This window comes from Clavibacter sp. GW821-FHT01D01 (assembly GCF_059422605.1).
This window is the reverse complement of record NZ_JBWKXC010000002.1, coordinates 236413-256684: the sequence shown is the minus strand read 5'-3', so window position 1 is coordinate 256684 and position 20272 is coordinate 236413. Positions and strand designations below refer to the sequence as shown.

Annotated in this window: 16 protein-coding genes and 1 tRNA gene; 2 read left to right on the top strand and 15 right to left on the bottom strand. The window is 72.2% G+C overall.

All coding sequences use genetic code 11. The annotated features are described in order from the left end of the window. Window positions 1-19: 19 nt before the first annotated feature. Window positions 20-2704, bottom strand: coding sequence for a DNA polymerase I (gene polA / locus AC07VC_RS04910; protein WP_494675972.1), 2685 nt, complete (start codon window positions 2702-2704; stop codon window positions 20-22). 53 nt (window positions 2705-2757) lie between these two features. Between polA and AC07VC_RS04905 the strand changes: the two genes are divergently transcribed. Further along, complete coding sequence (locus AC07VC_RS04905) at window positions 2758-3192, top strand: PaaI family thioesterase (protein ID WP_317228625.1); 435 nt, start codon at window positions 2758-2760, stop codon at window positions 3190-3192. A gap of 63 nt (window positions 3193-3255) precedes the next feature. Here the strand turns inward: AC07VC_RS04905 and AC07VC_RS04900 are convergent, their stop codons facing one another. Further along, window positions 3256-3864 (bottom strand): ANTAR domain-containing response regulator, encoded by a 609-nt coding sequence (locus AC07VC_RS04900; protein WP_015490426.1) that lies wholly within the window; start codon window positions 3862-3864, stop codon window positions 3256-3258. A gap of 39 nt (window positions 3865-3903) precedes the next feature. Here AC07VC_RS04900 and AC07VC_RS04895 point away from each other — a divergent pair. Beyond that, a tRNA-Leu gene (locus AC07VC_RS04895) sits at window positions 3904-3986 on the top strand. 113 nt (window positions 3987-4099) lie between these two features. On the opposite strand, the gene pyk is transcribed toward AC07VC_RS04895, so the two are convergent. The 13 genes from pyk to hisG form a co-directional block, all read right to left on the bottom strand. Next, on the bottom strand, window positions 4100-5545 hold the full coding sequence (gene pyk, locus AC07VC_RS04890; RefSeq protein ID WP_494675973.1) for a pyruvate kinase: 1446 nt from the start codon (window positions 5543-5545) through the stop codon (window positions 4100-4102). Between the two features lie 80 nt (window positions 5546-5625). Continuing rightward, window positions 5626-7083: a glutamate synthase subunit beta gene (locus AC07VC_RS04885; RefSeq protein WP_494675974.1), complete on the bottom strand. Its 1458-nt coding sequence runs from the start codon at window positions 7081-7083 to the stop codon at window positions 5626-5628. Next, window positions 7076-11647 (bottom strand): glutamate synthase large subunit, encoded by a 4572-nt coding sequence (gene gltB, locus AC07VC_RS04880; RefSeq protein WP_494675975.1) that lies wholly within the window; start codon window positions 11645-11647, stop codon window positions 7076-7078. The genes AC07VC_RS04885 and gltB overlap by 8 nt, the downstream gene beginning before the upstream one ends. Window positions 11648-11750: 103 nt before the next feature. Beyond that, on the bottom strand, window positions 11751-12773 hold the full coding sequence (gene lgt, locus AC07VC_RS04875) for a prolipoprotein diacylglyceryl transferase (protein WP_317231207.1): 1023 nt from the start codon (window positions 12771-12773) through the stop codon (window positions 11751-11753). A 71-nt stretch (window positions 12774-12844) separates the two neighbouring features. After that, entirely contained in the window at window positions 12845-13663 is an 819-nt protein-coding gene (trpA, locus tag AC07VC_RS04870; RefSeq protein ID WP_317229837.1) for a tryptophan synthase subunit alpha, read from the bottom strand. After that, window positions 13663-14874, bottom strand: a complete 1212-nt coding sequence (gene trpB, locus AC07VC_RS04865; RefSeq protein WP_494675976.1) for a tryptophan synthase subunit beta — start codon at window positions 14872-14874, stop codon at window positions 13663-13665. Before trpB ends, trpA begins: the two co-directional genes overlap by 1 nt. Then, complete coding sequence (gene trpC, locus AC07VC_RS04860) at window positions 14871-15647, bottom strand: indole-3-glycerol phosphate synthase TrpC (protein ID WP_494675977.1); 777 nt, start codon at window positions 15645-15647, stop codon at window positions 14871-14873. The genes trpB and trpC overlap by 4 nt, the downstream gene beginning before the upstream one ends. Then, on the bottom strand, window positions 15648-15884 hold the full coding sequence (locus AC07VC_RS04855) for a DUF6704 family protein (protein WP_317229840.1): 237 nt from the start codon (window positions 15882-15884) through the stop codon (window positions 15648-15650). A gap of 40 nt (window positions 15885-15924) precedes the next feature. Further along, window positions 15925-16650 carry a Trp biosynthesis-associated membrane protein gene (locus AC07VC_RS04850; RefSeq protein WP_494675978.1) on the bottom strand — a complete coding sequence of 242 codons (726 nt, stop codon included), beginning with the start codon at window positions 16648-16650 and terminating at the stop codon, window positions 15925-15927. After that, window positions 16650-18200 (bottom strand): anthranilate synthase component I, encoded by a 1551-nt coding sequence (locus AC07VC_RS04845; RefSeq protein WP_494675979.1) that lies wholly within the window; start codon window positions 18198-18200, stop codon window positions 16650-16652. The genes AC07VC_RS04850 and AC07VC_RS04845 overlap by 1 nt, the downstream gene beginning before the upstream one ends. Next, the gene (gene hisI, locus AC07VC_RS04840) at window positions 18197-18607 is read right to left on the bottom strand and encodes a phosphoribosyl-AMP cyclohydrolase (RefSeq protein ID WP_317229843.1); all 411 of its coding nucleotides are present in this window, start codon (window positions 18605-18607) and stop codon (window positions 18197-18199) included. Before hisI ends, AC07VC_RS04845 begins: the two co-directional genes overlap by 4 nt. After that, window positions 18604-19389 (bottom strand): imidazole glycerol phosphate synthase subunit HisF, encoded by a 786-nt coding sequence (gene hisF, locus AC07VC_RS04835; RefSeq protein ID WP_494676568.1) that lies wholly within the window; start codon window positions 19387-19389, stop codon window positions 18604-18606. The genes hisI and hisF overlap by 4 nt, the downstream gene beginning before the upstream one ends. 23 nt (window positions 19390-19412) lie before the next feature. Next, a complete protein-coding gene (hisG, locus tag AC07VC_RS04830) occupies window positions 19413-20252 on the bottom strand; it encodes an ATP phosphoribosyltransferase (RefSeq protein ID WP_494675980.1) in 840 nt (279 codons plus the stop codon). Window positions 20253-20272 lie beyond the last annotated feature (20 nt).

The window sequence follows — 20272 nt, the reverse complement described above, 5'->3', positions numbered from 1 at the left end:
TCGGAAGGGGCGCCGGCGGTCAGTGCGCGGCCGCGGCCCACGAGTCACCGCGGCCGACCTGCACCTCGAGCGGGACCCGCAGGTCCGCCGCGTGGGCCATGCGGTCGGTCACGATCGCCTCGAGGGCGTCCCACTCCCCGGCGGCGACCTCGAGGATGAGCTCGTCGTGGACCTGGAGCAGCATGCGCGACTCCATGCCGCGCTCGCGCATGTCGGCCTCGATGCGGATCATCGCGATCTTCATGATGTCGGCGGCCGAGCCCTGGATGGGCGCGTTGAGGGCCGCGCGCTCGGCGTTGTCGCGCAGCACCCGGTTCGGGCTGGTGAGGTCGGGGAACGGACGGCGGCGGCCGAAGATGGTCTCCGTGTAGCCGGCCGCGCGCGCCTCCTCCACCACCTGGCGGAGGTAGTCGCGCACGGAGCCGAAGCGGGCGAAGTAGTCGGTCATGAGCTGCTTGGCCTCGGATGACGCGATCCGCAGCTGCTTGGACAGCCCGAAGGCGCTCAGCCCGTACGCGAGGCCGTAGCTCATGGCCTTGACCTTGGTGCGCATCTCGGCGCTCACGTCGGCCGGCTCGACGCCGAAGATGCGGGATCCCACGAAGCGGTGCAGGTCCTCCCCCGCCGCGAACGCCTCGATGAGGCCCTCGTCGCCCGAGAGGTGCGCCATGATCCGCATCTCGATCTGCGAGTAGTCGGCCGTGAGCAGGGTCTCGAAGCCCTCGCCCACGCGGATGGCGCTGCGGATGCGGCGACCCTCCTCGGTGCGCACCGGGATGTTCTGCAGGTTCGGGTCGTTCGAGGAGATGCGGCCCGTGGTCGTGCCGGTCTGCACGTACGTGGTGTGGATCCGCTCGTCGTCCCCGATCCCGCGCTCGAGCGTCTGGATGATCTGCCGCAGCTTGCTGGCGTCCCGGTGCTCCAGCAGGAGGTCGAGGAACGGGTGCGGGTTCGACGCCTGGAGGTCGGCGAGGGCCCCGGCGTCCGTCGAGAAGCCCGTCTTGTTCGCTCGCGTCTTCGGCATGCCGAGCTGGTCGAAGAGGACCTCCTGCAGCTGCTTGGGCGAGCCGAGGTTGATTTCCTTGCCGATCTCCGCGAAGGCGCGCTGGGCCAGGTCGGTGATGCGCTCCTGCAGCTGCGCGCTGAGCTCGGCGAGCCCGGCGCGGTCGGTCGCGACCCCGCGCAGCTCCATCTCCACCAGCACGAGCAGGGTGGGCATCTCGATGTCGACGAGGACCCCGAGGGTGCGCTCGTCGAGCACCTCGCGGAGCGCGTGCTCGACACGGAGCGTGTACCAGGCCTCGACCGGCGCCGTGAGGGCCTCGGTCTCGGGGACCAGCTGGTTGGCGTCCGGCTCGGGCAGGTCCTCGAGGAGGTAGCGGCTGACGAGCGCCGCCAGCGTCTTGTCGGTGAAGCCGGGCCGCAGCAGCCAGCCGGCGACGAGCACGTCGAAGGCGAGGCCGGAGAACGCGAGGCCGGCCCGGCGCATGGCCTTCACCTGCACCTTCGCGTCGGACATGACCTTCGGGGCGTCGCTCGCGAGCCACCGCTCGAAGGGGGCGTAGTCCGCCCGGCCCGGCTGCCAGGGCAGCGTGACGGCCTCCGTCGCGCTCGCGAGGCCGAACCCGACGGGCGCGCCGTCCTGGGTCTCCACGGTGAGGCCGAGCCCGTGCGGGGACGCGGCGCTCTGCGTCGCGATCCACTTCTCGAGCTCCTCGTCGAGCAGCTGCTGGGCGCGGGGCGCCTGCGGGGCGGTCGACGGCTCCTGCTCCACCGCGCCGACGGGCGTGCCCTCGCTGGACGCGGAGGCGCCGGAGCCCTCGAGCTTCAGCACGCGCTCCAGGAGCTGCTTGAACTCCAGCACGGCGAAGACCTCGCGGAGCGCGGGCTCGTCGATGGGCTTGCGCTCGAGGTCCGCGGGGCCGAGCGGGAGCTCGACGTCGGTGAGCAGCCGGTTGAGCCGGCGGTTGCGGATGACGTTCTCGTACTGGGCGCGGAGGTTGTCGCCGACCTTGCCCGTGATCTCGTCCCGGTGCTCGATGACCGCGTCGAGCGACCCGAACTGGTTCAGCCACTTGACCGCGGTCTTCGGGCCGACCTTGTCGACGCCGATGAGGTTGTCGCTCGTCTCCCCCACGAGCGCCGCGATGTCCGGGTACATCTCCGGCTGCACGCCGTACTTCTCGAACACCTTCTCGGCGTCGTAGCGCGTGAGCTGGGAGACGCCCTGCGTGGACGGGTACAGGAGCGTGACGTCGTCGTTGACGAGCTGGATGGCGTCCCGGTCGCCGGAGACGACGAGCACGCGGTAGCCCTGCTCGGCACCCTGCCGCGCGAGGGTCGCGAGGATGTCGTCCGCCTCGTGGTCCTCCTTGGTGAGGGTGGGGATGTTCATGGTCTTCAGCGCCCGCTCGAGCAGCGGCACCTGGCCGGTGAACTCCGCCGGCGTCTCGCCGCGCGTGCCCTTGTACTCCGGGTACTCGCGCGTGCGGAACGAGAAGCGCGAGATGTCGAACGCGACGCCGACGTGCGTGGGCTTCTCCTTCTGCAGGAGGTTGATGAGCATCGCGATGAAGCCGTGGACGGCGTTCGTGTGCTGCCCCTCGCGGTTCTGGAAGCTCTCCGCCGGCAGGGCGTAGAAGGCCCGGAACGCCAGGGAATGGCCGTCGATGACGAGGAGGGTAGGCTTTTCCGTGTTCGGCACGGGCCCAGCCTATCGAGGGCTCCCGACCTCGGACCCGGCCTCGGAGGATCCCCATGACCCAGCCCGCACCCGAGGACCATGCCGCCGATCCGCGGCTCCGGCAGCCGCAGGACGTCGGCGCCCTGGCGCGGAAGATGGGCATCGTGGTCACCGAGCTGAGCGCCGAGCGCTCGGTCGCGACCATGCCCGCCGAGGGCAACACGCAGCCCTACGGCGTCGTGCACGGCGGCGCCTACGTCGTCCTCGCGGAGTCGCTGGGCTCGATGTCGGCGAACGTGCACGCGGGCCCGGACCGGGTCGCCTTCGGCATCGAGCTGAACGCGAGCCACACGCGCTCCGCGTCGACCGGCACCGTGACCGGCACGTGCACGGCGATCCACCTCGGGGGCACGCTCACCACGCACGAGATCGTCATGACCGACGACGAGGGCCGGCGGCTGTCGACCGTGCGGATCACGAACATCGTCCGGGAGCGCGGGCGGGCCTGAGCCCTCGTCGGCGAGAGCGCCGTCCTCGACCCGCGGTCCGCGGGCGCCGGGGGCCGGGGGCCGCTAGGCCTTCTTGGCGCTGAGCTGCTCGATGATCGCCTGCGCCACGTCGTGCATGGTGAGCCGGCGGTCCATGGACGCCTTCTGGATCCAGCGGAACGCCTCGGGCTCGGTGAGGCCCATCTTCTCGTTGAGGAGGCCCTTCGCCCGGTCGACCAGCTTGCGGGTCTCGAAGCGCTCCACGAGGTCGGACACCTCGGCCTCGAGGGTGATGATCTGCGCGTAGCGCGCCAGCGCGATCTCGATCGCGGGCAGCAGGTCGTTGGGCGTGAAGGGCTTGACGACGTAGGCCAGCGCGCCGGCCTCGCCCGCGCGCTCCACGAGCTCCTTCTGGCTGAACGCCGTGAGGAGGACGACGGGGGCGATGTGGTTGCGGTTCAGCCGCTCCGCCGCGGAGATGCCGTCGAGCTGGGGCATCTTGACGTCCATGATGACGAGGTCCGGGCGCAGCTCCGTGGCCAGGGCGACGGCGGTCTCGCCGTCCCCGGCCTCGCCGACGACCTCGAAGCCGTTGTCGCGGAGGGTCTCCACGATGTCGAGGCGGATGAGCGACTCGTCCTCGGCGACGACGACACGACGGGGGGCTGCGGGGGCTGTTTCCTGGTCACTCACGGATAGGAGCCTACGGTATCGTCAGCCTGGCCGGTGCGCGCCGGATTGGCGGAATGGCAGACGCGGAGCACTCAAAATGCTCTGTCCGTGAGGGCGTGTGGGTTCGAGTCCCACATCCGGCACCGGGTCCCGCGGAGCACGCGCGGACGACATGCGGGAGGGGGGGGGAACACCCGGTTGGCCCCCCCCCCCCCTCCCGTGCGTCCGGGCCGGGCTCCCGCCCGGCCCCGCCGACCTACTTCTCGTAGGCCGGAGCCGCCTCGTTCACGGCGTCGCCGACGACGTGGACGCGCAGCTCGTTGGTCGAGCCCGCGATGCCGGGAGGGGACCCGGCGATGACGACGACCTTCTGGCCGACCTCGGCGAGGCCCTCCGCGAGGAGCACGTCGTCCACCTGGTGGAACATCTGGTCGGTGTGCGTGACCGTGTCGACGAGGTACGTCTGCACGCCCCACGACAGCGCCAGGCGACGGCGGATGCCCTCGTTCGGCGTGAACGCGAGGATCGGGATGCCGTTGCGCAGCCGCGTCATGCGCCGCACCGAGTCGCCGGACTCCGTGAACACGCAGAGGAACTTGGCCTCCACGAACTCGGCGACCTCGGCCGCCGCGAGCGTGATGGCGCCGCCCTGCGTGAAGGGGCGCGTGCCGAGCTTCGGGATGCGCTCCAGCCCGTGCTCCTCGGTCGACTCGATGATGCGGGCCATGGTCTTGACCGTGACGACGGGGAACTCCCCGACGCTCGTCTCGCCGCTCAGCATGAGGGCGTCGGCGCCGTCGAGGACGGCGTTGGCGCAGTCGGAGGCCTCGGCGCGCGTGGGGCGGGGGCTCGTGATCATCGACTCGAGCATCTGCGTCGCGACGATGACGGGCTTGGCCTTGCGGCGGGCGAGCTCGACGGCGCGCTTCTGCACGATCGGCACGGCCTCGAGCGGGAGCTCGACGCCGAGGTCGCCGCGGGCGACCATGATGGCGTCGAACGCGTCGACGATCTCCTCGAGCGCGTCGACGGCCTGCGGCTTCTCGACCTTGGCGACGACGGGGACGCGGCGGCCCTCCTCGTCCATGATCTCGTGCACGCGCACGATGTCGGACGCGTCGCGCACGAAGCTCAGGGCGATGAGGTCGGCGCCGAGGCGGAGGCCCCAGCGGAGGTCGGCCTCGTCCTTGCCGGAGAGCGCGGGCACGTTGACCGCGACGCCCGGGAGGTTGATGCCCTTGTTGTTGCTGACGGCGCCGGCGACCTCGACCGTGGTCGTGACGCGCGTGCCGTCCGTGGAGACCACGCGGAGCGTGACCTTGCCGTCGTCGATGAGCAGCGGGTCGCCCGGCTTCACGTCGCCGGGGAGGCCCTTGTAGGTGGTGGAGCAGATGTCCTTCGTGCCGAGGATGTCCTCGATCGTGATGACGAAGGTGTCGCCGAAGGCCAGGTCGTGCGGTCCGTCGGAGAACTTGCCGAGGCGGATCTTCGGGCCCTGCAGGTCGACCAGGACCGCGACCGCGCGTCCCGCGTCGTCGGCCGCCTTGCGGATCGTGGAGTAGATGCCCTCGTGGACGTCGTAGGTGCCGTGGCTCAGGTTCATCCGCGCCACGTCCACGCCGGCGTCGATGATGGCTCGGATGCTCTCGTAGGAGCTGGTCGCGGGCCCGAGGGTCGCGACGATCTTCGCTCTTCTGGTCATGCTCTGTCTGTCTCGCGTTTCTGCGTCGCACACGGACGCGGTTCGGGTGAGTGGTCGCGCGCGCGGACGCGGCGACGGGGTCAGATGGAGAGAGCGCGATCCGTGGGACGGACCGGGAACGGGAGCTCCGTGTCCCCCTCAAGGTACCGGTCGACGGCGGAGGCCGCTGAACGCCCCTCGGCGATGGCCCACACGATGAGCGACTGGCCGCGGCCCGCGTCGCCCGCCACGAAGACGCCGGCCTGGTCGGTCTGGTAGTCCTCGCCGCGCGCGACGTTGCCGCGCTCGTCGAACGGGACCGTCAGCTGGGACGCGAGCGCCTCCTTCTCGGGACCCGTGAAGCCGAGCGCGAGGAGCACCAGGTCCGCGGGGATCTCGCGCTCGCTGCCCGACTTGGGCACGCGTCGCCCGTCCCGGAACTCGGTCTCCGCGACGCGGACGGCGCGGACGTGCCCGTCGTGGTCCTTCAGGAACTCGACGGTGGACGCCAGGTAGTGGCGTTCCCCGCCCTCCTCGTGCGCGCTCGACACCTCGAAGAGGGTCGGGTACGTGGGCCACGGCTGGTCGGCGCGGCGCTCCGACGGGGGCTGCTGGCCGATCGCGAGGTTCGTCACGGACGCCGCCTTCTGGCGGTGCGCCGTGCCGATGCAGTCGGCGCCGGTGTCGCCGCCGCCGAGGACGACGACGTGCTTGCCCTCCGCGTGGATCTGCTCGGGCACCTGGTCACCGGCCGTCGCGTGGTTCGACTGGCGGAGGTAGTCCATGGCGAAGTGCACGCCGTCGACGTCGCGGCCCGGGATGTCGAGGTCGCGGGGCACGAGCGCGCCCGTGCAGACCACGACCGCGTCGTAGCGCAGGCGCAGGTCGGACCAGGTGATGTCCTTGCCGATGTCGACGCCCGCGCGGAAGCGGGTGCCCTCCGCCGTCATCTGCGCGAGGCGCGCCTCGAGGTGGCGCTTCTCCATCTTGAAGTCCGGGATGCCGTAGCGCAGCAGCCCGCCGATGCGGTCGTCGCGCTCGAAGACGGCGACCGTGTGGCCGGCGCGCGTGAGCTGCTGCGCGGCGGCGAGGCCCGCGGGACCGGAGCCCACGACCGCGACGGTCTTGCCCGTGAGGCGCTCCGGGGGGTGCGGCTCGACCCAGCCGTTCTGGAAGGCGTCGTCGATGATCGACACCTCCACCTGCTTGATCGTCACGGGCGGCTGGTTGATGCCGAGCACGCACGAGCTCTCGCACGGAGCGGGGCACAGGCGGCCCGTGAACTCCGGGAAGTTGTTCGTGGCGTGCAGGCGCTCGATGGCCTGCCGGCCCTCGCCCCGCCACGTCAGGTCGTTCCACTCCGGGATGAGGTTCCCGAGCGGGCAGCCCTGATGGCAGAAGGGGATGCCGCAGTCCATGCACCGGCCGGCCTGGCGCACGAGCTCGCCGCGCTCCTGCTGCTCGTACACCTCCTTCCAGTCCATGAGCCGCACCGAGACCGGGCGGCGCTTCGGGAGCTCGCGCTCCGTCACCTTGAGGAAGCCCTTGGGGTCAGCCACCGGTCACCTCCAGGATGCGCTTCCAGGCGACGTCGCCGTCGGGGTCGAGGCCCTCGTCCACCGCGGTCTGGCGGGTGGCGAGGACGGCCGCGTAGTCCCGCGGCAGGATCTTGGTGAAGCGGTGCATGGATGTCTCCGGGTCGGCGAGCAGGCGCTCGGCCACGGTCGAGCCGGTCTCGGCGAGGTGCCGGCGGAGGAGGTCGAGCACGATCTCGACGTCGGCGCTCCCGAGCGGGTGCAGCTCGAGCTCGCCCGACGCGAGGGCGTCGGTGTTGATGCGGTCCTCGGCGAGGTCGAGCACGTAGGCGGTGCCGCCCGACATGCCCGCGCCGATGTTGCGGCCGGTGCCGCCGAGCACGAGCGCGAGCCCGCCCGTCATGTACTCCAGCGCGTGGTCGCCGACGGCCTCGACGACCGCGGTGGCACCGGAGTTGCGGACGAGGAACCGCTCCCCCACCATGCCGCGGATGAACATCGTCCCCTGGGTCGCCCCATAGCCGATGACGTTGCCGGCGATGACGTTCTCCTCGGCGGGGAAGCCGGCCCTCGAGTCCGGACGCACGACGATGTCGCCGCCGGACAGGCCCTTGCCCAGGTAGTCGTTGCTGTCGCCGACGAGGCGCAGCGTGATGCCCGCGGGCATGAACGCGCCGAACGACTGGCCCGCGGACCCGCGGAGGGTCACGTCGATCGAGCCGGTGGGCAGGCCGTTCTCGCCGTGGGCCTTGGTGACCAGGTGGCCGAGCATGGTGCCGACCGCGCGCGCCGTGTTGCGGACGGGCAGGTCGATCTCGACGCGGCCGCCGTGGTCGAGGACGTCGCGGCTGAGGCGGATGAGCTCGTTGTCGAAGTGGTCCTCGAGCTCGTGGTCCTGCGACCGGGCGTGCTTCATCGGCTCGTCGTCGGCGAAGGCCGGACCGACCAGGATCGGCGACAGGTCGAGCCCGGACGCCTTCCAGTGGTCGATCGCGTCGCCGACGCCCAGCAGGTCGTTGCGGCCGACGATCTCGTCGAGCGAGCGGTAGCCGAGCGCGGCGAGGTGCTCGCGCACCTCCTGCGCGATGAACTCGAAGAAGTTGACAACGTGGTCGGCCTTGCCGGGGAAGCGCTTGCGCAGCTCCGGGTTCTGCGTGGCTACGCCCACGGGGCAGGTGTCGAGGTGGCAGACGCGCATCATGATGCAGCCCGAGACGACGAGGGGCGCGGTGGCGAAGCCGAACTCCTCCGCCCCGAGGAGCGCGCCGACGATGACGTCCCGGCCGGACTTCATCTGGCCGTCCACCTGCACGACGACGCGGTCGCGCATGCCGTTGAGGCGGAGGGTCTGCTGCGTCTCCGCGAGACCCAGCTCCCACGGCGTCCCCGCGTGCTTGAGGGAGTTGACCGGGCTCGCGCCCGTGCCGCCGTCGTGGCCCGAGACGAGGATCACGTCGCTGAGCGCCTTCGCCACGCCCGCGGCGACCGCGCCGATGCCCGACTGGCTCACCAGCTTCGTGTGGATCCGGGCGGACGGGTTCGCGCGCTTGAGGTCGAAGATGAGCTGCTTGAGGTCCTCGATCGAGTAGATGTCGTGGTGCGGCGGGGGCGAGATGAGGCCGACGCCCGCGGTCGCGTGGCGGGTGCGCGCCACCCACGGGTAGACCTTCCCCGGGGGGAGCTGCCCGCCCTCGCCGGGCTTGGCGCCCTGCGCGAGCTTGATCTGGATGTCGTCGGCGTGCGTGAGGTACATGCTCGTGACGCCGAAGCGGCCGGACGCGACCTGCTTGATGGAGCTCCGGCGCTCGGGGTCGAGCAGGCGCTCCACGTTCTCGCCGCCCTCGCCCGTGTTGGACTTCGCCCCCAGCCGGTTCATCGCGATCGCCAGCGTCTCGTGCGCCTCCTCGGAGATCGAGCCGTAGCTCATGGCCCCCGTGGAGAAGCGCTTGACGATGTCGGAGATGGGCTCCACCTCGTCGAGCGGGACCGGCGGCCGCGTGCCCGTGCGCAGCTGGAACATGCCCCGGAGGGTCATGAGGTCCTTCGACTGCGCGTCGACCATGGACGTGTACTCACGGAAGATGTCGTACCGGCGCGTGCGCGTGGCGTGCTGCAGCCGGAAGATCGTGTCCGGGTTGAAGAGGTGCGGCGAGCCGTCGCGGCGCCACTGGTACTCGCCGCCCGTCTGCAGGCGCTCGTGCGACAGCACGGCCCCGTCCGTCGGGTAGGCGCTGCGGTGGCGTGCGGCGTTCTCCGCCGCGATGACGTCGATCCCGACGCCGCCGAGGCGCGTGGTGGTGCCCGAGAAGTACTGGTCGACGAGCTGCTGCGAGAGGCCGACGGCCTCGAAGCACTGCGCGCCGGCGTAGGAGGAGACCGTCGAGATGCCCATCTTGGACATGATCTTCAGCACGCCCTTGCCGAGGCCCTTGATGAGGTTCCGGGTGGCCTTCTCCGGGGTGACGCCCGTGAGCATGCCGCTGCGGACCAGGTCCTCGCAGGACTCCATGGCCAGGTACGGGTTGACCGCCGAGGCGCCGTACCCGATGAGCAGCGCGATGTGGTGCACCTCGCGCACGTCGCCGGCCTCGACCACGATGCCGACCTTCATGCGGGTCTGCTTGCGGATGAGGTGGTGGTGCACGGCCGCGATCATGAGGAGCGACGGGATGGGCGCCAGGTCGCGGTTGGAGTCGCGGTCCGACAGGACGATGAACTGCGCCCCGTGGGCGATGGCCCGGTCGACCTCGTCGCACATCGCCTCGATCCGCTTCTGCATGGCGAGCGGGCCGTCGTCGACGCGGTAGAGCCCGCTCACGATCGTGGTGGTGCGGCTGCCCGGCCGGTGGTCGATGTGGATGACCTTGGCGAGCTCGTCGTTGTCGATGACGGGGAAGTCGAGCACGACCTGCTTGGCGTGCTCCGGCCCCGCGTCGAGCAGGTTCCGCTGCGGGCCGAGGCCGAGGCGGAGGCTGGTCACGACCTCCTCGCGGATGGAGTCCAGCGGCGGGTTCGTGACCTGCGCGAACTGCTGCGTGAAGTAGTCGAACAGGAGGCGCGGGCGCTGCGACAGCACCGCGATGGGCGTGTCCGACCCCATGGCGCCCAGGGGCTCGGCGCCGACCTTCGCCATGGGCATGAGGAGCATCCGCACCTCCTCCTCCGTGTAGCCGAAGGTGCGCTGGCGGCGGACGACCGACGCGGGCGTGTGCACGATGTGCTCGCGCTCCGGGAGCTCGGCCAGGTGGATGCGGTTCTCGAGCCACTCGCCCCACGGCGCGCTCGCCGCGAGCTGGGACTTGATCTCGTCGTCCTCGATGATGCGGCCGGCCTCGGTGTCGACGAGGAACATCTTGCCCGGGCGGAGCCGGCCCTTGCGGGCGATGCGCGCCGGGTCGATCTCGAGGACGCCGATCTCGCTGCCGAGCACGACGAGGCCGTCGTGCGTGACGAGGTAGCGGCCCGGACGGAGCCCGTTGCGGTCCAGGGTCGCGCCGACGAGCGTGCCGTCGGTGAACGTCAGGGCGGCGGGCCCGTCCCACGGCTCCATGACCATCGAGTGGTACTCGTAGAAGTCGCGGCGGACGGGGTCGATGTCGCTCTGCTTCTCCCACGCCTCGGGGACCATCATCATCATCGCGTGGGGCAGGCTGCGACCGCTGAGGCTGAGGAGCTCGAGGACCTCGTCGAACGACGCGGAGTCGCTCGCGCCCGGGGTGACGATGGGCAGGAGCGGCCCGAGGTCGCCGAGCAGCTCCGACTCGAGCTGCGACTGGCGGGCGCGCATCCAGTTGCGGTTGCCGGCGACGGTGTTGATCTCGCCGTTGTGCGCCATCATCCGCAGCGGCTGCGCGAGCGGCCACGACGGGAAGGTGTTGGTGGAGTAGCGCGAGTGCACGATCGCGAGCTTCGAGGCGAAGCGCTCGTCGGAGAGGTCGGGGTAGAAGGGCTCCAGCTGGAGCGTCGTGACCATGCCCTTGTAGACGAGCGTGCGCGAGGAGAGCGAGATGAAGTAGGCGCCGAGCTCCCGCTCCGCGCGCTTGCGCAGGCGGAACGCGAGCCGGTCGAGGGCGAGGCCCGCGGGGCGGTCGGCGGGCTCGGCCGCGTCGGACGCGAGGAAGAGCTGGCGGAACGCGGGCATGGCCTTCCGCGCCAGGTTGCCGAGATGGGACGGGTCGACGGGCACCTCGCGCCAGCCGAGGACGCGGAGGCGCTCGGTCGCGGCGATCCGCTCGATGCCCGCCTCGAGCTCCTCGCGCTCGGCGTCGTCCGTGGGCAGGAACGCCATGCCCACGACGTACTCCCCCATGGGCGGCAGGTCGAAGCCGGCGACGCCGCGGAGGAACTCGTCGGGGATCTGCGTCATGATGCCCGCGCCGTCGCCCGTGCCCGCGTCGGAGCCGATGGCCCCGCGGTGCTCGAGGTTCCGGAGCGCGTCGAGCGCGTTCACGATGATGTCGTGGCCCGGGGTGCCGCGCAGGGTGGCCACCATGGCCAGGCCGCACGCGTCCTTCTCGAAGGCGGGGTCGTACAGGCCCTGCTTCGCGGGGAACGCGCCGCCGGGAGGGGAGGTGGAGGAGAACGCCATGGGAACCGTCCTAGATGCACTGCGGAGGGACGTCGCTGGCCCTGTGGTGGGGACCGCCTCGCTGAGCAGGAGGCGGTGACCGCGGGGGTGCCCGCGCTGGGGACTAGGCGCCGCGTCCGCTTGTGGCGGGGAGAGCGTGGGAGTCCGACCCGGTGGATGCCCGATCGGCGTCGCCGTCGGTGAAATCCGAATCCGTGTACACCGATGCTACCTCGCCGTCGCGACCCGCCTTCGCGCGCCGGGTTACGTCATCCGGGGTGCGGCCGGGCAGGTACGCGCTCGGCTCGCTGCCCACGTGGCGGCGCGTCTGGACGATGAAGAGCACCAGGCCGATCGCGACCGCGATGAACGCCGCCCACACGTTGGTGCGGATGCCGAGGATGATCTCGCTCGGGTCGATGCGGATGGACTCGAACACCATGCGGCCGAGGCCGTACCACATGAGGTAGACGGCGAGGCCGCGGCCCCACTGGAGGCGCACCGCGCGCCCCAGCAGGATGATGAGCAGCGCGCCCGCCACGTTCCACACGATCTCGTAGAGGAACGTGGGGTGGAACAGCGTGCCGGCGGGGAGGCCGGCCGGGAACGCGGCGTTGCCCGGGTCGACCTCGAGGCCCCACGGCAGGGTCGTGGGCGTGCCGAAGAGCTCCTGGTTGAAGTAGTTGCCCATGCGGCCCGCGGCCTGCGCCAGCAGGAGCCCGGGGGCGAGGGCGTCCGCGAACGTCCAGAAGCGGACGCCGGTCCACTTCGAGGCGAGCCAGACGCCGACGGCGCCGCCGATGAGCGCGCCGAAGATGGCGATGCCGCCCTCCCACACGTAGAGGACCCGGAGCGGGTCCGCCCCCGCGAAGAAGTAGTCGCCGGGGTGCGTCAGCACGTGGAACGCGCGCGCCCCGGCGATGCCGAGGATCAGGGCGAGCAGCGTGAAGTCGATGACCGTGCCGGACTCGACGCCGCGCGCCACCAGGCGCCGGTTCGTGAGCCAGGCCGCGATGAGGATGCCGACGAGGATGCACACCGCGTAGGCGTGGATGGCGAACGTGAGCGGCAGGTCGATGCCGAAGCCCTGGAGCCACGCCGTGACGTCGAACCGGGTGTCGGACGGATCCGGGCTGGGGATGCTCATCGGGGCGAACAACGGATGGCGCTCACTTTCGCAGGGGATTCGGCGGGCGCGGCGGGACCGCGGGCCGGGGGCTAATGTAGCGCAGTTCCCCGCGCCAGATCGGCCGCGGCACGGGCGACGCCGGGCACGCCGCCGTCGGCGAGGGCCGCCACGAGCGCCGAGCCGACGATGGCGCCGTCCGCGTAGTCGAGGACCTCGCGCACCTGGTCGCCCGTGGAGATGCCGATGCCCACGCAGGCGCTCGTGGAGCCGGCGTCGCGCAGGCGCGAGACGAGGCCCCGGGCGGCCTGGTCGACGTCCTGGCGCGCGCCCGTGATCCCCATGGTGCTGACGGCGTAGACGAACCCGCGGCTCCGCTCGACGGCCTGGTGCAGGCGCGCCTCGCTCGAGGACGGGGCCGCGAGGAACACGCGGTCGAGGCCCGTACGCTCCGACGCGGCGAGCCAGTCGGCGCCCTCGTCCGGGATGAGGTCGGGCGTGATGAGGCCGGCTCCGCCGGCGGCGACGATGTCGTCCGCGAACCGCTCCACGCCGTACTGCACGACGGGGTTCCAGTAGGTCATGAGCAGGACCGGGGCGTCGACGCGCTGCGTGATGGCGTGGAGCGCGTCGAAGCCGTCCCGCAGGCGGAAGCCCTGCGCGAGCGCGGTCTGCGTGGCGCGCTGGATGACGGGGCCGTCCATGACCGGGTCGCTGTAGGGCAGGCCCAGCTCGATGACGTCGACGCCGTTCTCGACGAGCGCGACGGCCGCCTCGATGCTCGTGGCCACGTCCGGGAAGCCGACGGGCAGGTAGCCCACCAGCGCACCCGAGCCCTGCTCGCGACGGAGCGCGATGGCCCGCTCGACGGGGCTGCCGACCGGCGTCGCGGCGTGCGCGGCCGCGTTCACTACTGCTCCGCCCCGGCGTCGATGAGGTCGAAGTACGCCCCGGCGGTCTCCATGTCCTTGTCGCCGCGTCCGCTGAGGTTGATCAGGATGATCGCGTCGGGTCCGAGCTCCTTGCCGAGCTCGAGCGCTCCCGCGAGGGCGTGCGCCGACTCGATGGCCGGGATGATGCCCTCGGTGCGGCTGAGCAGGCGGAGCGCGCTCATGGCCTGGTCGTCCGTCACCGGGCGGTAGGAGGCCCGGCCGAGGTCCGACAGCCACGAGTGCTCGGGACCGACGCCCGGGTAGTCGAGCCCCGCGGAGATCGAGTGCGAGTCGATGGTCTGGCCGTCCTCGTCCTGCAGCAGGTAGCTGCGGGCGCCGTGGAGCATGCCGGGACGGCCCTTCGTGATGGTGGCGGCCGTCCGCGGGGTGTCCGCGCCGTCGCCTCCCGCCTCGAAGCCGTAGAGGGCGACGTCCGCGTCGTCGAGGAACGCGTGGAAGATGCCGATGGCGTTGGACCCGCCGCCGACGCACGCGGCGACGGCGTCGGGCAGTCGGCCGGTGAGGGCGAGCACCTGCTCGCGCGCCTCCTCGCCGATGATCTTCTGCAGGTCGCGGACCATGGCCGGGAACGGGTGCGGGCCGGCGACCGTGCCGAAGACGTAGTTGGTGGTCTCGACGTTGGTGACCCAGTCGCGCATGGCGTCGTTGATGGCGTCCTTGAGCGTCCGCGAGCCCGAGCGCACGGGGACGACCTCGGCGCCGAGCAGCCGCATGCGCGCGACGTTGAGCGCCTGGCGCTCGGTGTCGACCTCGCCCATGTAGATGACGCAGTCGAGCCCGAAGAGCGCCGCGGCCGTGGCGGTGGCGACGCCGTGCTGGCCCGCCCCCGTCTCGGCGATGATGCGCTTCTTGCCGATCTTCTTCGTCAGCAGCGCCTGGCCCAGCACGTTGTTGATCTTGTGCGAGCCCGTGTGGTTCAGGTCCTCGCGCTTCAGGATGATGCGGGCACCGCCGGCGTGCTCGGCGAAGCGCGGCACCTCCGTGATGAGCGAGGGCCGGCCCGTGTAGGTGCGGTGCAGCTCCTGGAGCTCGTGGATGAAGGAGGGGTCGACCTTCAGCTCCTCCCACGCCTCCGACAGCTCGTCGAGGGCGGCGACGAGGGACTCGGGGACGTAGCGCCCGCCGAAGTCGCCGAAGTACGGGCCGGTGGCGCTGCGCAGGTCGGTCATGAGCGGATCTCCAGGAACTCGGTCAGCGTGCGGACGGGATCGCCCGTGACGAGCGCCTCGCCCACGAGGACGACGTCGGCGCCCGCACGGCGGTAGTGGGCCACGTCGTCGGCGGTCTTGACGGCCGACTCGGCGATGCGGACGACGCCGGTGGGGATGGAGTCGGCCAGGCGGCCGAAGAGGTCGCGGTCGAGCTCGAAGGTGGTGAGGTCGCGGGCGTTGACGCCGACGACCTGCGCGCCGAGGTCGAGCGCGCGCGACACCTCGTCGGCGGAGTGCGTCTCGACGAGCGCGGTCATGCCGAGCTCCCCTATGAGGGCGTGCAGCTCCACCAGGGTCGGCTGGTCGAGCGCGGCCACGATGAGGAGGACGAGGTCGGCGCCGGAGGCCCGAGCCTCGAGGACCTGGTAGGCCTCGCCGATGAAGTCCTTGCGGAGCACGGGGATGGAGACCGTGTCGCGCACCTGCTCGAGGTCGTGCAGCGAGCCGCCGAAGCGGCGTCCCTCGGTGAGGACGCTGATGACGCTGGCGCCGCCCGTCTCGTAGCGGGACGCGAGGAGCGCCGGATCGGGGATCTCGGCGAGGGCGCCCCGCGAGGGGCTCGAGCGCTTGACCTCCGCGATGATCTTCACGCGGTCGGCCGGCGCCAGCGCGCCGAGGGCGTCGAGGGCGGCCGGACGCGCGAGCGCGGCGGCCTCGACCTCGGCAAGGGGACGGAGCTCGCGACGCGCCGCCGCGTCCTCGAGGGCGCCGGCGAGCAGGTCGCCGAGCATCTAGGAGTGCGCCTTCGTGGGCGCGGTGCGGTGACCGCCCACCCCGAAGCCCATCTTCTTCATGACGCCGCCGGTGATCCAGCCCAGGACGGCGAGGACGGCGGAGGCCCAGACCACGGGCTCGATGGCGAACCAGAACGCGATGGTGCCGACGCTGAACGCGACGAGCATGATGACGACAGCGGTCCAGGCCGCCGGCGAGTTGCCGTGGCCGGGTTCTGCGGACTCGGTGGACATGCGTGCTCCTCGTGGGTCGTACGGTCGGGATGTTCCGAGTCTACCGGTCGGCGTCGGGGTGGACGCCGGGTGCGGGGGGCCCGGCGGGGGCCGTGCCGTCTGCCTCGCGACGGTCGTCGCCGTCGTCCGCGGCGGTGCCCGACGGCGACGCCTCGTCCGGGTCGCCGGGCTCGCGGCGCGTGGGGTCCGCGCCGCCGCTCAGGCTGTCCCACGCGGCGACGGGATCCTCGCGCGGGACGATCCTGCGGGCGGGTCCGGCATCCGGCGCGTCGTATCGGGAGCGGCCGGTCGGCCAGCGGGGGCCGGTGACGGCGACGAGGATACCGACGAGCGCCGAGGCGATGCCGGCGACCAGCGTGAACGGTCCCCAGGGGGTGGTGGTCCAGCCGACGACGAGGTCGGCGATGGGCGCGGACCCGGCGACGCCCGTGACCGTCGTGACCGCGGCCTCGCCGGCCTGCACCGGACCCGACACCGCGGCGAGGGCGGTGAGCGCGACCGTCGCGCCGATGATCGCCTGGAGCACGCCGAGCACGACCCGCAGCGCGCGGCCGGCGATGGCGAGCGCTCCCGCGAGGGCGAGGCTCGACAGGGCGAGCGCGCTGAGCGCCGGCGCGGCGACGCTGCCCGCCACGGGCACGAGCGCCGGTGCCTGACCGCCGATGCGGAGCGTCGACCAGTCCTGCGACCAGCCCAGGAAGGTGGCGGCGCTCGTCGCCAGGACGAGCAGGAGGGCGAGGCCCCTCGTGCGGCGCGTGACGCGCATCAGCGCACGCGCCGCATGGCCTCGGCGACCGCGACCGCGCGCAGCGGGGCCGCGGCCTTGTTCTGCGACTCGAGGTACTCGGCGTCGGGATCGGAGTCGGCCACCATGCCGCCGCCGGCCTGCACGTGCGCGACGCCGCCGACGATGGTGGCGGTGCGGATCGCGATGGCCAGGTCCGCGTCGCCGGCGAAGTCGAAGTAGCCCACCACTCCCCCGTAGACGCCGCGCTGGGCGGGCTCGAGCTCGTCGATGATCTGCAGGGCGCGCGGCTTCGGGGCGCCCGAGAGCGTGCCCGCCGGGAACGTGGCCCGGAACACGTCGATGCTCGAGACGCCGGGCCGCAGCGTGCCCTCCACCGAGCTGACCAGGTGCATGATGTGGCTGAAGCGCTCCACGCGCATGAACTCGGTGACCTCCACCGACCCCGGGGCGCAGGCCTTCAGCATGTCGTTGCGCGCGAGGTCCACCAGCATGAGGTGCTCGGCGCGCTCCTTGGGGTCGGCGAGGAGCGACTCCTCGTGGGCCACGTCCTCCTCGACGGTGCCGCCGCGGGGACGCGAGCCCGCGATGGGGTGCATGTAGACGTGGTCGTCGGTGACGGTCACGAGGGCCTCGGGCGACGAGCCGACGATGGAGTACGGCACGCCGTCGGCGTCCTCCAGCGTGAGGAGGTACATGTACGGGCTCGGGTTGAGCACGCGGAGGATGCGGTAGACGTCGATGGGATCGGCCGTGGTCGGCTGGTCGAAGCGCTGCGAGACCACGACCTGGAAGACGTCGCCCTCGTGGATGTGGTGCTTGCTGCGGGCGATCGCGGCGTGGAAGTCCTCCGGCGCGGTGCGCAGCGTCGCCGACGGCTGCACGTCGAGGTCGACCTCGGCGAGGAACGTCTCCGCGGGGCGTGCGAGGTCGGCCTGCATGCGGTCCAGGCGCGCCTGCGCGTCCGCCCACATGGCGTCCTCGTCGTCCACGCCGTCGTTGAGGGCCGTCGCGACGAGGGTCACCGTGCCGCGCCGGTGGTCGAGGACCGCGAGCTCCGACACGAAGCTCAGGGCCTGGCCCGGCACCGGCACCTCGGCGGGAGGCCGGTCGGGGAGGCGCTCGATCTGCCGCACGGCCTCCCAGCCGATGAAGCCGACGAGGCCGCCGGTGAGCGGCGGCAGGCCCGGGATCCGCGGGGTCTCCCACCGCGCGTACAGGGCGGCGAGGGCCGCCAGCGGGCCGTCCGGGGCGTCGTCGCCGAGCGCGCGGGACGCGTCGAGCCCGTAGTCCAGCCAGCGCGCCTCGTCTCCCTGCTGGGTGAGCACCCCGAAGGACGAGACGCCGACGAAGGAGAACCGGGTCCAGATGCCGCCCTGGCCGGCGGACTCGAGCAGGAAGCTGCCCGGTCGGCCGGCGGTGAGCTTGCGGTGCACGCCGACGGGCGTCTCGCCGTCGGCGAACACCTCGCGGAGGACCGGGATGACCCGGTGGTCGGCCGCGAGGGCGCGGAAGGCCGCGCGCATCGTGGTGCCGGCGGCGGAGGCGTGGCCCGGGGCGGTGGAGGTCATGCGGACGGCCCTTCGTCGGAGGCGGGACGCGCGCCCGCGACGGGGTGCAGGTGGTCGGCGTCGAAGCACGTGCGCGTGCCGGTGTGGCAGGCCACCCCCACCTGGTCGACCTGGACGAGGACCGTGTCGCCGTCGCAGTCGAGGGCGGCGTCCCGCACGAACTGGGCATGCCCGGACGTGTCGCCCTTCCGCCAGTACTCCCGGCGGGAGCGCGACCAGAACGTGACGCGGCCGCTGGTGAGCGTGCGCCGGAGCGCCTCGCGGTCCATGTAGCCGAGCATCAGCACCTCGCGGGTGTCGTGCTGCTGGATGACCGCGGGCAGCAGGCCGTCGTCCGCGAAGGCGGCGCGGGCGAGGATCCCGTCGACGTCCGGGGCCGCGGGGGCGCTGCTCGTCGTGCCGCTCATCGGACCACCTGACCGGCGTCCCGCAGGGCGCCCTTGACGTCGCCGATCGTGAACCGGCGGGAGTGGAAGACGCTCGCGGCGAGCACGGCGTCGGCTCCCGCGTGGATGGCGGGGGCGAAGTGGTCGAGCTCCCCCGCGCCGCCCGAGGCGATCACGGGGACGCGGCTCGCCGCGCGCATCGCGGCCACCAGCTCGAGGTCGAAGCCGTCGCGGGTCCCGTCGGCGTCGATGGAGTTGACGAGGAGCTCGCCCGCGCCGCGCTCCACGGCCTCGCGCGCCCACGCGACCGCGTCGATCGTCGTGCGCGTGCGGCCGCCGTGCGTGGTGACGACGAATCCGGACTCCGTGTCCCCGCGGGTCACGTCCAGGGACAGGACGCAGACCTGCGCGCCGAAGCGGTCGGCGATCTCCCCCACCAGGTCGGGGCGGGCGATCGCGGCGCTGTTGACGCCGATCTTGTCGGCGCCGCTGGCGAGGAGCCGCGCCACGTCGTCCGCGCTGCGCACGCCCCCGCCGACCGTGAGCGGGATGAAGACCTGCTCCGCCGTCGCGCTGACGACGTCGTACATGGTGGAGCGGTCCTCCACCGTGGCCGTGACGTCGAGGAAGGTGAGCTCGTCGGCTCCCTGCTCGTAGTACCGGCGCGCGAGCTCGACCGGGTCGCCCGCGTCCTGCAGGTCGAGGAAGTTGACGCCCTTGACGACGCGGCCGGCGGCGACGTCGAGGCACGGGATGACGCGGACCGCGAGCCGGCCCGAGGTGGCGGCGGCGTCGGCCGGCAGGCCCCCGGCGATGGCGGCCACGGTCAGATCCTGGCGGCGTGGATCGGGCTGACGAGGATGGCGCGCGCGCCGACCTCGTGCAGGCGGTCCATGATCTGGTTCGTGTCGTCCCGCGGCACCATGGAGCGCACCGCGACCCACGCGGGGTCCTGCAGCGGCGAGATGGTGGGCGACTCGATGCCCGGCGTGATGGCCGTGGCCGCGTCGAGCAGGTCGAGCGGGACGTCGTAGTCCATGAGCACGTACCGGCGCGCCACCAGCACGCCCTCGAGGCGGCGCAGGAGGGTCGCGGCGCCCGGCTTCTCCTCGGCACCCGAGATGAGGACCGCGGTGGAGCGGAGGATCACCGGGCCGAAGATCTCGAGTCCCGCCTTCCGCAGCGTGGTGCCGGTCTCGACGACGTCGGCGATGGCGTCGGCGACCCCGAGCTGGATCGCGGACTCGACCGCGCCGTCCAGGCGGATGAGCGTCGCCTCGACGCCGTGCTCGCGGAGGAACCCGCCGACGAGGACGGGGTAGCTCGTGGCGATGCGAACGCCCGCGAGGTCCCGGAGGTCGACGAAGCGGCCGACCGGGCCCGCGAAGCGGAACGTCGACCCCGCGAAGCCGAGCTCCGCGGTCTCCGAGGCGTCCGAGGACGAGTCGATGAGGAGGTCGCGGCCCGTGATGCCGACGTCGAGCGCACCGGATCCGACGTAGGTGGCGATGTCGCGCGGGCGGAGGTAGAAGAACTCGACGTCGTTGCGCGCGTCGAGGACGTAGAGCTCCTTCGGGTCGCGGCGGCCGGCGTATCCGGCCTCGGCGAGCATCTGGGCGGCGGTCTCGGCGAGCGAGCCCTTGTTGGGCACGGCGACACGGAGCATGGGGATCACTTCTTCCGGGG